At 38.4% G+C, this 15,267-nt stretch carries 14 protein-coding genes; 1 reads left to right on the top strand and 13 read right to left on the bottom strand.

Annotated features, from left to right (window positions below; all coding sequences use genetic code 11):
• Window positions 1–8: 8 nt before the first annotated feature.
• The 5 genes from hypE to ACLHDG_RS04825 form a co-directional block, all read right to left on the bottom strand.
• Window positions 9–1,001 carry a hydrogenase expression/formation protein HypE gene (hypE, locus tag ACLHDG_RS04845; protein ID WP_415407861.1) on the bottom strand — a complete coding sequence of 331 codons (993 nt, stop codon included), beginning with the start codon at window positions 999–1,001 and terminating at the stop codon, window positions 9–11.
• A 181-nt stretch (window positions 1,002–1,182) separates the two neighbouring features.
• Window positions 1,183–2,328 carry a hydrogenase formation protein HypD gene (hypD, locus tag ACLHDG_RS04840; protein WP_415407860.1) on the bottom strand — a complete coding sequence of 382 codons (1,146 nt, stop codon included), beginning with the start codon at window positions 2,326–2,328 and terminating at the stop codon, window positions 1,183–1,185.
• 2 nt (window positions 2,329–2,330) lie between these two features.
• Window positions 2,331–2,651, bottom strand: a complete 321-nt coding sequence (locus ACLHDG_RS04835; protein WP_415407859.1) for a HypC/HybG/HupF family hydrogenase formation chaperone — start codon at window positions 2,649–2,651, stop codon at window positions 2,331–2,333.
• A gap of 1 nt (window position 2,652) precedes the next feature.
• Window positions 2,653–3,438 carry a hydrogenase nickel incorporation protein HypB gene (gene hypB, locus ACLHDG_RS04830; RefSeq protein ID WP_415407858.1) on the bottom strand — a complete coding sequence of 262 codons (786 nt, stop codon included), beginning with the start codon at window positions 3,436–3,438 and terminating at the stop codon, window positions 2,653–2,655.
• Window positions 3,439–3,459: 21 nt separating this feature from the next.
• Window positions 3,460–4,131, bottom strand: a complete 672-nt coding sequence (locus tag ACLHDG_RS04825; RefSeq protein ID WP_415407857.1) for a hypothetical protein — start codon at window positions 4,129–4,131, stop codon at window positions 3,460–3,462.
• A gap of 92 nt (window positions 4,132–4,223) precedes the next feature.
• Here ACLHDG_RS04825 and ACLHDG_RS04820 point away from each other — a divergent pair, with 92 nt between their 5' ends.
• Window positions 4,224–4,847: a transposase gene (locus ACLHDG_RS04820; protein WP_415407856.1), complete on the top strand. Its 624-nt coding sequence runs from the start codon at window positions 4,224–4,226 to the stop codon at window positions 4,845–4,847.
• On the opposite strand, the gene hypF is transcribed toward ACLHDG_RS04820, so the two are convergent.
• The 8 genes from hypF to ACLHDG_RS04780 all read right to left on the bottom strand — a co-directional run bounded on the left by hypF (window position 4,840) and on the right by ACLHDG_RS04780 (window position 15,254).
• Window positions 4,840–7,047 carry a carbamoyltransferase HypF gene (hypF, locus tag ACLHDG_RS04815; RefSeq protein WP_415407855.1) on the bottom strand — a complete coding sequence of 736 codons (2,208 nt, stop codon included), beginning with the start codon at window positions 7,045–7,047 and terminating at the stop codon, window positions 4,840–4,842. The two genes, ACLHDG_RS04820 and hypF, sit on opposite strands and share 8 nt — an antisense overlap.
• An 18-nt stretch (window positions 7,048–7,065) precedes the next feature.
• Window positions 7,066–8,736, bottom strand: a complete 1,671-nt coding sequence (locus ACLHDG_RS04810) for a hydrogenase (protein WP_415407854.1) — start codon at window positions 8,734–8,736, stop codon at window positions 7,066–7,068.
• On the bottom strand, window positions 8,720–9,283 hold the full coding sequence (locus ACLHDG_RS04805; protein WP_415407853.1) for a HyaD/HybD family hydrogenase maturation endopeptidase: 564 nt from the start codon (window positions 9,281–9,283) through the stop codon (window positions 8,720–8,722). Before ACLHDG_RS04805 ends, ACLHDG_RS04810 begins: the two co-directional genes overlap by 17 nt.
• A gap of 35 nt (window positions 9,284–9,318) precedes the next feature.
• Entirely contained in the window at window positions 9,319–10,020 is a 702-nt protein-coding gene (cybH, locus tag ACLHDG_RS04800; protein WP_415407852.1) for a Ni/Fe-hydrogenase, b-type cytochrome subunit, read from the bottom strand.
• Between the two features lie 11 nt (window positions 10,021–10,031).
• A complete protein-coding gene (locus tag ACLHDG_RS04795; protein ID WP_415407851.1) occupies window positions 10,032–11,765 on the bottom strand; it encodes a nickel-dependent hydrogenase large subunit in 1,734 nt (577 codons plus the stop codon).
• 2 nt (window positions 11,766–11,767) lie between these two features.
• On the bottom strand, window positions 11,768–12,946 hold the full coding sequence (locus ACLHDG_RS04790) for a hydrogenase small subunit (protein WP_415407850.1): 1,179 nt from the start codon (window positions 12,944–12,946) through the stop codon (window positions 11,768–11,770).
• 141 nt (window positions 12,947–13,087) lie between these two features.
• Complete coding sequence (locus ACLHDG_RS04785; protein ID WP_415407849.1) at window positions 13,088–14,380, bottom strand: nickel-dependent hydrogenase large subunit; 1,293 nt, start codon at window positions 14,378–14,380, stop codon at window positions 13,088–13,090.
• Complete coding sequence (locus ACLHDG_RS04780; RefSeq protein WP_415407848.1) at window positions 14,370–15,254, bottom strand: hydrogenase; 885 nt, start codon at window positions 15,252–15,254, stop codon at window positions 14,370–14,372. The genes ACLHDG_RS04785 and ACLHDG_RS04780 overlap by 11 nt, the downstream gene beginning before the upstream one ends.
• Window positions 15,255–15,267 lie beyond the last annotated feature (13 nt).

Here is a 15,267-nt window from a genome sequence, read left to right as displayed (position 1 = left end):
TTAGGACCTTAACAGATACGAGGTAAAAGCTCACCCGTAGGTAAGTCTAAAAACCGCTTTGTTCCCCAGGAAGAATTCAGTATCACTTTACCTTCATACTGTTTGGTTACTGTAGCAATAATAGCAGATGTGATATGTGTTTTCTGCAACACTTCCAAAGCTTTTTCTTCATCCTCTTTGGCTACGGTCAAAACAAAAGTCCCTTCATTGGCAAGGCTGACCGCTTCAAAACCAAGCATTTCACAGATACCTTTTACCTCTTCTTGCACAGGGATGCTCTCCTCTTCTACTTCAATGCAGACATCAGAACTTTTTGCCCACTCATTAAGTACCGCAGCTACACCTCCTCGTGTAGCATCACGTAGTGCGATGATGTTAATACCTGCATCCATCAGTGCTTTTACCTGTGGGTAAAGAGAAGCACAATCCGTCTCAAGAGAACTCTCTAATGCTATCCCCTCACGGGCTGCAAATATGGTTGCACCGTGCGCACCTACATCACGACTTACCAAGATACTCATTCCTTCTTTTAGTCCTGAAGCAGTGATACCTTTTTGTTCTATCTTCCCTATACCCGCTGTATTGATGAAAAGTTTATCTACAGATCCTTTGGGTACCACTTTTGTGTCACCGCTTACGACAATAGCACCATTGATCTCAAGCTCTTTTTTCATACTCTTAACGATCTTCTCAAGATCACGTGTAGAGAATCCCTCTTCAATGATGACAGAACAGGTCATATATTTAGGCTTTGCTCCCATCATTGCCAAGTCATTACATGTACCGCAAACAGCCAATTTACCTATGTCTCCACCGGGAAAAAAGAGAGGACTTACCGTAAAACTGTCTGTAGTAAAAGCAAGCTTACCATCTTCTATAACAGCAGCATCTTCACTCTTAGCCAAAATCTCATTTTCAAAGTGTTTATAAAAGATGTTTTTGATGAGTTCGTTATTTTCTTCTCCACCGTTACCATGTGCAATTGTTACTGTCTTAGTCATTATCTTCCTTCTCTATTAATCACACGAAGTGTGCCTTGTCATGGCGAACGCCCTTGAAAGCAAAGCGTTTCGAGAGCCATGACGATTTTTTGTTTCGTTTTTTCTAAAAAAATGAAAAGAGAAACAACGCCACAAGTTTATATGTAAGGAAATTTAATAAATTAAATATATCTTTAAAGTATTAAATTAAATTCCCATACTTATAATAAGCCGCACAGGCCCCTTCACTACTAACCATACAAGACCCGATAGGATTGGTAGGTTTACAAGCCGTACCAAAAATAGTACACTCAGGCGGCTTTGCCATTCCTCTTAATATATCACCACAGATACAAAGTTTATGATCTTCTATTTCTGCGATAGGCAACACATCTCTATAGACTACCTCTGCATCCAAAGAAGTAAATTCCTTTTTTAATTTTAGTCCACTCTCAGGCACATTTCCAAGTCCTCGCCATCTAAAAAGATCCATCTTTTCAAAGTAAGTGTCTATAAGTTTTTGCGCTTTTAGATTTCCTTCATAATTCACCACTCTTTTGTATTGAACTTCCAATTCGCAACGATCTTCAACAAATTGTTTGACGATCATACTAATGCCTTGCATTACATCAACAGGTTCAAAGCCTGACACCACTACAGGACGACCATACTCTTTTGGAAATTTATCATAGATTTTTGAACCACTTATCACAGATACATGACTGGGTCCTAAAAATGCATCGATCCTATTGTTATAACTGTCAACATGCACATCACGGCTGTCTATAAGTTCTACCATCACTTCGGGAACCGTTACATGGTTGATGTGAAAAAGAATGTTGGAAATACTCAGATTAATGACTTGTTCTACAAGTACAGCTGTCATTGGTGTCGTTGTTTCAAAACCTATAGCAAAGAAAATGACCGTTTTATCAGGGTTCTCTTCAGCTATCTTGATACACTCCATAGGTGAGTATACAAAGCGCACATCCGCACCTTTTGCTCTGGCATCTTGCAGACTTCCGTTACTCCCTGGGACTTTTATCATATCACCTAGAGTCACCAAGATAATATCAGGTTGCCTCGCCAAAACATAGGCATGGTCTATACGCTCTTTAGGCATAATGCAAACCGGACAACCTGGTCCATGAATGAAGTTAATATTTTCAGGCATAAGTTGAGGTAAACCATACTTCATAATAGTATGCGTATGCCCGCCACACACCTCCATGATGTTAATAGGTTTGCTTAACTTAGCTGCATCTTCAGCAATGATCTTAGCATAAGCCTTAATGGTTTCCCCATCACGAAAATCATCATATAAGTTTTTAAGTTCTAAATCTGCCATGCCTACTGCTCACTGCTACTTGCTACTTGCTCACTACTACCTCTACTGGGGCATTCATCATCTTCCAAGATAGCCCTCTGTCTCTCTTCTTCATCCATTGATTCAAGTATCTCTTTATAGGTATCAATGGAAGCAAGTGCTTCCTTTTCATCTATTTTATTCATGACAAAACCAATATGCAGAAGTACATAGTCACCGATATTTAGCTCTTCACCGATCATCATTAAAAGACTTGCATCACGCTGTACACCCATTGTATCAACTGTACAGGTAGTTTCATCTTCAGAAATTTTCATTACTTTACTTGGAATTGATAGACACATATTAACTCCTCATTTTTCTCTTGAACTCTATCCAGTCAGCAACTGCTTTGACTGAATCTATATCATGAACATTCACCTCTAGTATGTCTACATTTGGTTTAATGCGTCTTGCTTCTGCCTTCTCTGCTTCGATATCATATTTAAAGTGTGGAAGTAAGTCTGTTTTGGTAATAAGTATAAGGTCAGCCTGACGGAACATCACCGGATACTTGGCAATTTTATCTTCACCTTCAGGAATGGAAACCAAGACTATGTTTAAGTGTGTACCTACATCATAAGAAGCGGGACAGACCAAGTTACCAACATTCTCTACAAAACATACATCTAGCTCATCAAGAGGCATATCATGCAAACCCTTGTGTACCATGAAAGCATCGAGGTGGCAGGCAGATCCTGTCTGTATCTGCATTGCAGGGATGCCTTTGGCTTTAAGTCTATCTGCATCTTTGCTAGTCTCAAGGTCACCCTCTACTACACCAAATTTGAACTCTGCTACATCAGCAAGGTACTCCAAAAGAGTTGTTTTCCCAGATCCCGGAGAACTCATAAGGTTAATTCCCAGAATTCCTTTTGAATTAAAATGACTTCTGTTGTGCTCTGCTTCATGATTATTTTTATCTAAGATCTTCTGAATAACTGAAATGGTTTTTGCATCATTGAGTTGGGGGTTATGATGCAAATGTTCATGCGCCTTTTGATGATCATAAGAATGATCCTCTTCATGACTATGTTCATGAGTGTGTGCCGTAGCACTATCTGTTATACTACATCCGCAGTCTGTACACATATTTTCTCCTAAAAGTTTAATTTATCCAAATAAAATATTACTACCTACAAGCAGAGAGACAACACCCGCAGTAGTAAAGGCTCTTCTTACATTTTGAAGGTTACCTAAAAAGTTTTGATTAACGTAAAGGATAAGCATCCCAAAAGCTACAAAAATAAGCATCACTCCTAAAGTAAAGGCTCCTACCATTGTAAAGTCTACGACCCCACCTTGAACTACTCCAAGAGTAATAAGCATACCTCTTACACCACCTATACCCATAAGAAGTCCCAGTGCAAAAGAGGAAGTAGTGTCTGTATTGTTATGTTCATGTGATTTGCCGAACCAGATATGTATGTGCTCTTTTCTATCATGCATGTGTTTACGAAGTTGTATACGGTCTGTTGCCACCATAAAAAGTAGGTAAACACCCATAGCTATGATGACTGTTGCAGATATAACATCTCCATAAGCCAAAATACCTTTAGAGATATCTACACTCTGCAACACTTTTGCAAATACAAAAAGACTAAGTCCATGTCCTATGGCAAAAAGTGTAGTAATAAGGAGTGTTTTCTTTTTATTTTTTCCTATAGAAAAATCAGCGATCGCAGTAAGATGATCAGGACCAAATGCATGAAGTATGCCATACCAAAAAATAACAAGCAGAGACAATTCCATCATTTTCCTTTCCAAAACTGAATGAATATTCATTATAGTAGTCTTTTATTATTAAGTTTAAATTAAAAAAATAATTTCTACTCTATTTTAAGGACTAAAAAAGTATAGATTGCTATGATTTACTTATGAAATGTATTTATTGTGAACATCCGTACACATATCTATTGGGAGACAGGCAGCGTAAATGCAGCAAGTGCAAGCGTAAGTTCAGTCCTCAAAAAGTAGTCAGAGAAGAGAAGCTACTCTCACTTTTCACAGAAGGCTACAACGCCAGAAAGGCCGCCAAAGAAACGGGCATGCATTTTGCCACCGTACAAAAATACTACGAAAAATTCCGAAGAACCATTGCTCTTTATTCAGATGAACAGTATCAACTTCATAACCAAAGCGTTACAGGCTATGACGAATACCTCTACCTTCCAAAAAGTCTAAAGATAGAAGATAACATAGACAAACTCCAACACTTCCTCACCCTCTCCTATGACAACAAAGTCTACAACCTCATGATGCCCACCATCCAACGCTACAACCTCGACACTAACGACGAGCAGGAGAAGAAGCTCCTCTTAAAATACCTCCGTTTCAACAAAGTAGCAAAACTCTCTAAAGTACACAATACCATTACAGAATTCTGGGGGTTTTTTGAAAGGTTCATATTGCAATATAAAGGTGTGAGTGATGAACAGTTTGTGTTTTACTTGAAAGAGGCGGAGTGGCGCTTTAATTACAGAAACAAGATACTTATCTAGCCACAACCTGTCCCAAAGCAATCCCACCATCATTGGGTGGAATGGCATTAGAGATGACAGCATCAGGTATTCTCTCTAAAACCAACCCTAAAAGCACCCTGTTTTGAAACACTCCACCACTTAAAACAACTGGCAGATCATACTGCCTATGAATAGTATATATTATCTCAACCAGGGTATGAAAAAACTTTGAGACAGCTACGGAGGTGTTTTTCTCTAAAAGTATCTCTTTAATAACGGAAAAAATACCTATCTTACCATCTTCATAATCAAAATGGTAATACCCTGCTACACTAGCGTCATACAACTCTTCAAGCATCATCCCACTCTCACCTTCAAAGCTCATCGTGTGACATACTCCAACTAGAGATGCTACAGCATCAAAAAGTCTGCCTACGGAGGAGCTTAAAGGAGCATTCAAGCCTTTTTCCCATGCGATGAAGTAAGTTTTTAGTTCAGTGGTCGAAAAGGCTTTTATGCTAGGATTTTGTAGTGTGATAGCATCTTCACCATAGAGGTCAAAGAGTAAAGAGAGTGCTACTCGTTTAGGCTCTTTTATGGCTCTTGCTCCTCCAAGGAGTTTGAAGTAGTTTATCTGTGCTACTCTTTCATAACCTGTATAGTCACAAATCAAAAACTCACCACCCCAAAGGTTACCATCGTCCCCATACCCTGTACCATCAAAAGCTACACCCAGTACTTTACCTCTTATCTGCTTTTCTGCCATCACTCCTAAGATATGTGCGTAGTGATGTTGAACAGCTTTTGTGTTGTCGTAATGGCTCAAAGCATACTTGGTAGATTCGTAGTTAGGATGTTTGTCGTGCATTACTACATCGGGCTTGAAGTCATAGATACATTCTAGCGTTTGGATGTTCTTTTCGAAGTAACTCACGGAGTCAATGGTATCAAGGTCACCAATATGCGGAGAAAGAATAACTTCATTATCAAATCCAATGGCGATGGTACTTTTTTGGTTTGCCCCAAGAGCCAATACATTCTTACTAAGTGCGAACGGGAGCTTTATGCTTGCAGGTGCATACCCTCTAGCCCGCCTAAGTATGATCTGTTGATCTTTTACTGCCATCACCACAGAATCATCACAGCCATTAACTATCTCTCTGTTATGATCCAAAACATAATCATACACCCCTTGCAGTTTTGCCAATGACTCTTTGTTAGTACAGATAGGCTCATCTGTAATATTGGCAGAGGTAGCGACGAGGGGACGGTTTAGTTTTTTTAGTAGCAACAAATGCAAAGGGGTATACGGTAAAAACAGGCCTATTCTAGTCATATTGGGGGCAACAAGTTTACTATACCCTTGTTCTTTAGCATTCAACAACACTATAGGTCTCTCTTTTGAAGTCAGTAACTCCTCTTCCTGTTCACTCATTACAGCCAATTCTCTTGCCAACTCTACATTAGCTACCATAACAGCATAGGGTTTAGTCGGTCGCTTTTTACGTTCCCTCATCTTTTGTACTGCTTCATCATTCGTAGCATCACACATTAAGTGGTAGCCACCAACCCCTTTAACAGCCAAAATATTTCCATCTAACAAAAATTGTACTGCAACATCAATAATTTCTGAACACTGAATGCTGAACACTGAACGCTGATTATCCCACAAGGATAATGAGGGTCCGCACTCCCAACACCCGATAGGCTGTGCATAGTAACGTCTATCTAGAGGATTTGTATACTCCTCTTCACAGGCTTTACACATTTCAAAAAATTTCATGGAAGTATTTTTACGATCATAGGGCAGATCAAAAATAATGGAGTAACGTACCCCGCAATGTGTACAAGTGATGAAAGGATAGCCGTAACGACGATTACCTGAGTCAAAAAGTTCAGCTTCACACTCCTTGCAAATACTTACATCTGGAGGAATACGTACCGTTCTTTTACCTTCTTCCTTTGTAGAGATGATTTGAAAACTTGTAAAAAGTTTTTGTACTATTTGTGTCGTAGTGATGTTATCTATGGCAGCCAACAGTGGCAATTCTTCTTCTATCTTTTGGATAAATATTTTTAAGGTATCCGAAGTAGCATTGATAACTATCTCCACACCTTGTGTACCGTTTGAGACAGTACCATAAAGATGTAATGAAGTAGCAAGTTGGTAGATAAATGGACGAAACCCAACTCCCTGAACTGTACCATTAATGGCTATTCTGTAGGTTTCAAACTTCATTTTTAATCTACTTTATTTTTATTTGTCTAGTGATGTTCCACCATAAAACATATTTCGTCCATCAACAGGAAGTTCATTGTTAAAATAGATAGGGTAATTCACTACAATTTCTTTGCTCATTTTACTAAAAAAATGCTTATTTCCCAAGAGTGAACCTGTTGCTGCAACAGCAGTGATATCCATACTTTGTTTTACCTCATCAAGTTCATTGGCAATAAACTCAAGAAAACTCTCTATAACACCATAACATAGCGTCAACTGATCGATGCCTGCAAGTTTAAAACTCATTGCAGTACGTATGGTCATAAGAGGATCCAAATGTACTTTCCCCTCTATACTCAACAGTTTATAATCTATTCTTGGGCCTCTTGTCCCCAAAAATGACATGGCACTCTCTTCCAGGATTTTGGCAGCTTCAATAGGATCATCTGTTTTGGCAAAATCCAGCACCATTGCCACCACTCCCCATAGTTTATAGAGATTGAACTCTCTATCTTCAAAAACAATTTTCAAGATTTGATCAAAATGTTCTGGATACGTTTTTTTATAGTTTTGAACTATCTTCTCTCCTGTCTCATTTGTAGCCACGATCTGTTCAAATATATCCTGCATAGAGTCAAATTCAAAATGAAACGACAAATATTCAACCAAACCATATTTTTTTCCGTAAACTAAAATATTGTTCTTATATTCTTTACTTAAATTAACACCGGCAATATTTTCATCTTGAAGCTGATGTTCTTTGATCACTGAATAAAAAGATCCAACGGAAGGTATTACCGTTTCAGTACACATAGGAAAAGATGGCAAGCCCTTCTCTCCACTAACTATAGCAATGTCATTTTCAGATACAACCGCTTCGATAGGTTCCAACTCCTCTTTAGGCTCAAGCAGAAGCAGACCCTCTCTGGTTTCGATCTTTTCATTTGTCATAAAAAGTATATCTATGCCAATTTTATGTAACTCCTCTATAAGTAGATGAAGTATAAGATCATCAGAAATTTTAAAACGAATAAGATCAGCCTCAACCTCTTCAAAATCCATAGTGAAATTCATTTTCTTTTTAAGTTTTACCAGTGGCTTTTCAATTGCACCCAGAGCAGAGATCTCATACTTCTCAACATTGGCATACTTTTCAATGGTAGCAAGATCATAAGCGATAATGTCAAATGATATATCATTACAAACTTTAGCTGGCAAACCTACAAAATATTTTCCATAAAAGGTGTTCAGTTCAACGACTTTACCCTCTTTTATGAGGTTGGCTGTTTTTTCAAACTCATCTTTATAACTTCTCCTCTCTCCGTCCACACTATATCCACAGGCTTCACACTCTGTAAAAATATTGTAATAGTTTTCATGTTCACTATCCATGACTTCACTAAAGCATTTGGGACAAAAAGAAAGAGGCAACTTTTCTTGTTCTGGCAGTACATAACTCTCTTTAGGCATCGTATCAACCATGGATGCTTCAGTTACATGTAAAAATATAGAATGCGGGAGAGATTGGCTAAACCTAGTTGCAAACTCTTCCAGTGCTTCTGCCTTCCCTGCTTCAACATAGAGTTTTAAAAGGAAATGCTCTTTAACAATTCTTCCCTCTAAAGAGAGTTCTCTCAGGGTTTTTAAAAATATTTTCTCATACACCAAAGAGGATGAACGATAATCAAGTTTAAACTCCAATATCATAATTTACACCCTTCATGTAGGTATGGGCAGAAACATCCACTATTGTAAGATTCTCATCTTTTACTTTTACTTCTATCTCAAATGATCTTATATGGTCAATGATCGTTTTTTCCATAGTTACACTTGCTTTAAGCACTTCATCTGTCATCTCAAAAGTACTGTTTTCACCTATTACATAGGGGATAACACCGACAATTTTAACAGGAGGCAAGTCACCCATCATCTCTATCATCTGTAGCGTCTGCAACATCTCCACCTCATGGGCTGAACCATTCCAGGTAATGAAGTCTGGTACTTTGTTAAAATCGAAACTATAGACATCACCGATATTGCCATCCTCAACATTTATACAATCGATCAGAATAACTCTGTCATATTCTGTGATAATAGGTATCAGTCTTTGTGCCAGGGTACCGCCATCAACCACATCTACACTATGTTCATTAGAGATAAACGCATACTTCTCTTCAATAAGATTTGCAAGATGAGGGCCTACACCTTCATCCCCGAAGATAATGTTGCCAATACCCAATATTAAGATTTTCAAATGATTTCCTTATTTTTAATACTAGATCTTAGAGTTTAGTGTTTTTCATGCCATTTATATCCACTGATTATAGAATCAATGCTTCCTTCTTTTCCATACACAGCATTAAAGACTGCCATATAGATATGAACTATAATAAAAAGGATAACTCCCCACATGAGGAGATGGTGTATCTCTCTAACATTTGCTAAACCACCTAACATAACTTCAAGATGCCTCATACTGTCATACAATATACCACCAATACCTTGATGATAGACATGGACATAAAGTATAAGTCCTGTAAGTATCAATCCAATCGTCATAAAATAAAAAGCTGTATAAGCCATGAACTGTACAACATTATATGCACCAGTTAAATGTGGGTGCTTAGTTACAAGAAAGTAATATCCTATCTGTTTAGACCAATTTTTCAAAGAAAATAGATCTTTTACAGAATTTATTTCAGCCCTGTCACTTTTAACAAAGAGAAAATAGTATGTTTTTCCTATAAACATAGAGATCATAACAAAACCAAATATGACATGCCAACTTCTGAAAAGTGCATTCATAAAATTTGTTGGTTCAGGAGTTACAGCTGGCGAAACATAAGGTGCAGCAATATAAAACCCTGTTACCATTAAAACAATTATACTAAGTACTCTCACCCAATGGTGTAATCTATAGAATGTACTAAACTCCAACTTACGCTCAATTTGAACCTCATCTGTGGAGACTTTTTTATGAACTGTTTCCATTTTAGCTCCTTTTATACGCTACAACTACCATAGAGTGGATCAACTTTATATTCACTCAGTTTATTGCCTTTTGTATCCATAACATGAACCGCACAGGCGATACAAGGATCATAAGAGTGAATAATTCTTATGATCTCCAATGGTTGAGTAATATCTTGGACCTTAAGCCCTATCAGGTCTGCTTCATAAGGTCCTTTGGCCCCTTTTGCATCCATTGGACCTGCATTCCAGGTTGAAGGAACGACAGCTTGATAATTTTCAATTACACCATTTTTAATTCTAACCCAGTGACTAAGCATTCCTCTTGGAACATCACCCATTCCTCTACCTTTATACTCTTTATCTTTATCAATCACATAAGTTGCACAAGTCTCCTGGTCAACTTTCAAGTTTTCAATTAAGTTATTGAATGCAACCAGTGCATTGTCAGCTATGATCTCACACTGAAGTGCTCTTGCTGCTGTTCTACCCAATGTAGTAAATAGTGCACCAACCGGAAGTCCTGTTGCCTTAAGGAATCCATTAACAGAATCTTGAACTATCTTATTCCCTCTTGCATAACTTACAAGCAGACAAGCCAAAGGACCAACCTCCATTGGCTTACCGTCATATCTTGGAGATTTTATCCAAGAGTATTTTGCTTCAGGATCGATGAGCTTAGACTCAATTGGTTGCCCATCAGGACCTATGCTTTCACCATCTACAAAACCTGTATGATTTGGAACTGTAGTTCCATCATAAGGATGCTGTGGACCGTCATCTTTATACCAGGAGTGCGTTGCTTCTTCTGTAATAAGATCTTCATCTAGATCAAAGACTTTTGAGATATCACCATCTAGGATATATCCGCCATCAAACAGATATTGATCTCTTCCGATCATAAACTCTTTTTGAGCTAAAAAGTTTTTGACACCTACGGGTTTCACAACAGAAGGTTCAGCTTTATACATTTCTGCAGCCATCTTGATATCTGCCATATATGCATTTTTGATAAAATCTGCCATCTTTTTAAATTTAACCATATACTCGCCCATTCTTGCTGGATCGAGTATATCCATAACGCAAGTTACACCACCAACAACAAGACTCTGAGGGTGTGGCTGTTTCCCACCAAATATCGCCATCATTTGTGCCACCATTCTTTGCATCTCTAACGCTTTTAAATAGTGAGAGAGTGCTATAAGATTTTGCTCTGGCGTAAACTTATAGGTTCCATGTCCCCAATATGCATTAGCGAATGGTCCAAGTCCTTGAGGATGTTTAGCAAATTTTGCTATGGTTTCTTGTACTTTTTTAAGTTCATTTTCACCTGTACCTATGGGATTATCACTGTATTTAAATGCTAATTCACTGGCTTTTCTTGGATCAGCAGACAATGCTGAAACAATATCCACCCAGTCAACACCATGCAGATGGTAGAAATGCACAGGATGATCATGCATGAACAGTGCCGCATTCATCAAAGTTCTAACAAGTTCTGCATTGTAAGGAATTTTTATTTCTAAAGCATTTTCTATTGCCATTGTACTTTTTAAATAGTGAGAGTAAGTACAAACCCCACATATCCTCTGCATAATAAGAGGTATGTTTCTAGGGTCTCTGCCTTTGGCAATAACCTCCAGTCCTCTCCATAATGTTGATGAAATAAAAGCATCTTGCACCACACCATCATCACCAACTATAACTTCTGCTCTTAAATGCCCTTCAATTCTAGTGATCGGGTCTACTATTACTCTTTTTGACATGACTATTCTCCTTCTTTTGGCGGTTTAATCACTGCTATAGCTGCGTGTGCTACTATACCTATTGCGGTAACTGTAAGTATGCCTATACCGATTTTATCTGCCGTTGCATCAGCACCAAGCCCACCAAATGCAGTATGATACAATCTATCTTTAAGTGGTTCATTTACAGTACCCATAGTGTCCCAGAAATCTGGTTCAGAACAACCCATGCACCCAAAACCGGTTTGAACCGGCCAGGATGTACCCTGATTAAACTTCTGTTTGGAACAATTGTTAAAAGTATAAGGACCTTTACACCCTACTTTGTAAAGACAGTATCCGTCTTTTGCACCCTCATCACCAAACTGCTGAACAAACTCACCTGCATCAAAGTGTCCTCTTCTTTCACAAAGGTCATGAATTCTAAGTCTGTATGCCCATTTTGGTCTATTGAAGACATCAAGAGCGGGAAGTGTCCCATAAAGAAGATAGTGAAGCAGAGTTCCAACAATATTTTTCTCACTTGGAGGACAACCGGGAACATTAATGACTGTCTTGTTTGTAACTTTGCTAAGTGGTACTGCACCTGTGGGATTTGGAGCAGCTGCCTGAACTCCACCAAATGATGAACAAGTACCAATAGCAAAAATAGCAGCAGCATCATTAGCTGCATCAATCGCAATATCTTTACCTTTTTTACCATGTCCACCGATTGTTAAGAATGAACCCTCATTTCCTGTTGGAATACCACCCTCAACCATTAATATATATCTTCCTTTATACTTATGCATTGCATTCTCAAGATTCTGCTCTGCCTGCCAGCCTGAAGCTGCCATAAGTGTTTCATGATATTCTAATGAAATATAATCAAAGATAAGACTGTCTATGGAAGGGTTTGCAGAACGAAGCAGAGATTCACTACATCCTGTACACTCTGCCATGTGTAGCCAGATAATAGGTAATCTATCTGCCACTTTTACGGCTTCAGCCATGAGAGGTGTAAATGTTGAAGGTAACGATAACATCGCCGTAACCATTCCTGCCCACTGCATAAAGTCTCTTCTTGAGAAACCATTCTCTTTTATTACCTTTTCGATGGAGTTATCTTCATCCATCTTTGGTAATTTTGCCAATAACTCAATCCTCTCTTCAAACGCTTTATAAAGCGAATCATAAGATGTATCTTTATTATCAATACCCATCTGCTTCTCCTTCTAAAAAATGAATAACTATTCAGTATTCTATGAAAAGTAAACTTAAATTAAAATGAATAATCATTCATTTTAATAAAAAAAGAACAAACTTCTTGATTTTTAGGTATAAGTAAAAAGAATAGATTAATATTATTGTGTAGTACAGACCGAGCAGACATCAAAAGTTCTAAAGATAAAAGATGCCTCCTCTGTAGTTGTTGAACCCACCATAGCTTCTATGGCAACACCACGTTCAATATCATCACCATGACTAAGATTCCATTGTGTCGGTACTATTATTTCATAGTTTTGTATGAGTCCTTCTTTAACAGTTGTTTTGTGGATAAGTGAGCCCCGTGCAGCTTCCGCCACTCCTACTCCTTCAAAATCTAGTACCTTTAAATCTCCACTAAGTGTGAAAGAAGGTTCATCGAGTTTTAGATTTTGCAGTAGCTCTTTACTATGGTTTAAAAGAAGTGCCACTTCATGTACACGTGCAAACACCCGAGTGAGTATGGAATCTTTATAGCGTTTATGCAGCTGCTTGACCATAGACTCTTTGCCAACCATAGCACGAGCCAAAGGACCTACTTCATAAAGCTTCTGTTTATAGTTTACCGCTTTAGCTAGAGTTCCATTCTGTATTGACTCCTCTACATAACGAACATCGACACTGGAAACTGTTGTCCCTATAGACTTTCCAGGTTTAGACAAAACAGAATCTCCAAACACAATGAACCTATCATGACTCTGTCCCATATCAGCCAATTCATTCATGCCCATAAGCTGAAGAACACTACCAAGATCTCCATCTATATCATACAAAAAAGAGTTTGAGTCAATTTCCAGATATTTCTCCATTGGCATTCCAACTACCATCTGTTCAAAAAATCGAAGGCATTCATCTACAAGATTTTCAGCCTGCATAACATCTACATAAGTAGGATCACATGTCACTCCACCTGGTACTGCATAAGAGGAGTGTGGCCACTGACCTGCGAAGATAGACAATGCTTTTGTAATGGTAGATGAGAAGTATGAAGCTTTAAGGGCATAATTCTCACTACTTGGCTCACCTATAAGTTTCTTCAATCGTGGCAAAATGGTCATATAGAACCATGTCATATGGTTTTGCATCAGTTCACAGGAGAGAGTAAACTCTCGTATATCACTAGCTTTATCGGTAAGTTCTACTGTCATCCCGGCATTTTCATAACCGTTCTCCATGGCTCTTACAGCTGCTATAAGATGGGCATGGTTACAGATACCACACACTCTTGGTGTTATTACCAAGGCATCACGGGCATCTTTTCCTACAAGTATTTCTTCCATTCCTCTGTAGAAACCAAAGTTGATCCGCACATCTTCTATCTTGCCCTCATTAAAGGTAAAATCCAACTCTGCTTCACCCTCTATCTTCTCTATGAGTTGTCTAACTATCATAAGTGATTATCCTCTCTTCAAATCGCTTAATTCTAAAACTCTTAGCAATCCCGGTGGCCGTAAGATAAGCTCGTCTAGGTACACCCAATGGCATCGTAGCAGGTATACCCATATTGGTTTTGGTACTAAAGAGTGCTGTTTTTGGAAAACTTGGTTCTGTACATCCAAAACAGGGAGTACCCACAATGGTTTTAGAACTTGTATCATTCCAGAGAATCTTGTTGCAACTCCCCCTAGTGAAAGGACCTTGACATCCCTGTTGATAAAAAAGGCACCCCTCTTTGAGTCCAAAGCCTTTAGTATCTACCTTCCACTCAAAATACTCATTACGGGCACAACCAGTATGCACAGTGATACCATAAAGCTCTTGAGGACGATGCAGCTCATCTATGGGTATATGTTTACCTTTTACCATCATCATGAGCACATAAGAGAGCCATTTAGGATGGATAGGGCAACCAGGCAGAGAGATAAGTTTTGAGGCATACGTCTCATAACGCCCTGTTGGCTCCTCTCCATCAAAGCAGAATCCTGAAATATGTTCTGGATCATACGCTTTAAATATCCCGCCAAATGTTGCACATGTTCCTGCCGATATAATATGTTTAGCCTTCTTCGCATAGGTTTCAATAAAATGTGAAACCTCTACTCTACCTCTGGTAAAACCCTCTTCTCTAAATGATCCTTCCAAAATAAGAATATCACACTCCAACTCACCTGTTGCAACTACTTCTATATCAAATGCTGTCTCCAGTACAGGGTGATAGATAAGCTCGAAACGTGAAAGAATAGAAAAGAGATTTGGATGGTTTAAAAAAGAGTGAGTGTTGCCATTACAGGTAATAGACTGTAGCCAAAGAAGTTTAGGTTTCATGATTATTCTCTCC

Source organism: Sulfurovum iocasae, from assembly GCF_047716765.1.
In the GTDB taxonomy this organism is placed as follows: domain Bacteria; phylum Campylobacterota; class Campylobacteria; order Campylobacterales; family Sulfurovaceae; genus Sulfurovum.
The sequence above is the reverse complement of the archived record's forward strand: the minus strand, read 5'-3'. Positions and strand labels throughout refer to the sequence as shown.

What these genes read in the sequence shown, in the direction of transcription:
- hypE (WP_415407861.1), bottom strand. Translation starts at nt 1,001, where the DNA reads ATGACTAAGACAGTAACAATTGCACATGGTAACGGTGGAGAAGAAAAT.
- hypD (WP_415407860.1), bottom strand. Translation starts at nt 2,328, where the DNA reads ATGGCAGATTTAGAACTTAAAAACTTATATGATGATTTTCGTGATGGG.
- ACLHDG_RS04835 (WP_415407859.1), bottom strand. Translation starts at nt 2,651, where the DNA reads ATGTGTCTATCAATTCCAAGTAAAGTAATGAAAATTTCTGAAGATGAA.
- hypB (WP_415407858.1), bottom strand. Translation starts at nt 3,438, where the DNA reads ATGTGTACAGACTGCGGATGTAGTATAACAGATAGTGCTACGGCACAC.
- ACLHDG_RS04825 (WP_415407857.1), bottom strand. Translation starts at nt 4,131, where the DNA reads ATGAATATTCATTCAGTTTTGGAAAGGAAAATGATGGAATTGTCTCTG.
- ACLHDG_RS04820 (WP_415407856.1), top strand. Translation starts at nt 4,224, where the DNA reads ATGAAATGTATTTATTGTGAACATCCGTACACATATCTATTGGGAGAC.
- hypF (WP_415407855.1), bottom strand. Translation starts at nt 7,047, where the DNA reads ATGAAGTTTGAAACCTACAGAATAGCCATTAATGGTACAGTTCAGGGA.
- ACLHDG_RS04810 (WP_415407854.1), bottom strand. Translation starts at nt 8,736, where the DNA reads ATGATATTGGAGTTTAAACTTGATTATCGTTCATCCTCTTTGGTGTAT.
- cybH (WP_415407852.1), bottom strand. Translation starts at nt 10,020, where the DNA reads ATGGAAACAGTTCATAAAAAAGTCTCCACAGATGAGGTTCAAATTGAG.
- ACLHDG_RS04795 (WP_415407851.1), bottom strand. Translation starts at nt 11,765, where the DNA reads ATGTCAAAAAGAGTAATAGTAGACCCGATCACTAGAATTGAAGGGCAT.
- ACLHDG_RS04790 (WP_415407850.1), bottom strand. Translation starts at nt 12,946, where the DNA reads ATGGGTATTGATAATAAAGATACATCTTATGATTCGCTTTATAAAGCG.
- ACLHDG_RS04785 (WP_415407849.1), bottom strand. Translation starts at nt 14,380, where the DNA reads ATGATAGTTAGACAACTCATAGAGAAGATAGAGGGTGAAGCAGAGTTG.
- ACLHDG_RS04780 (WP_415407848.1), bottom strand. Translation starts at nt 15,254, where the DNA reads ATGAAACCTAAACTTCTTTGGCTACAGTCTATTACCTGTAATGGCAAC.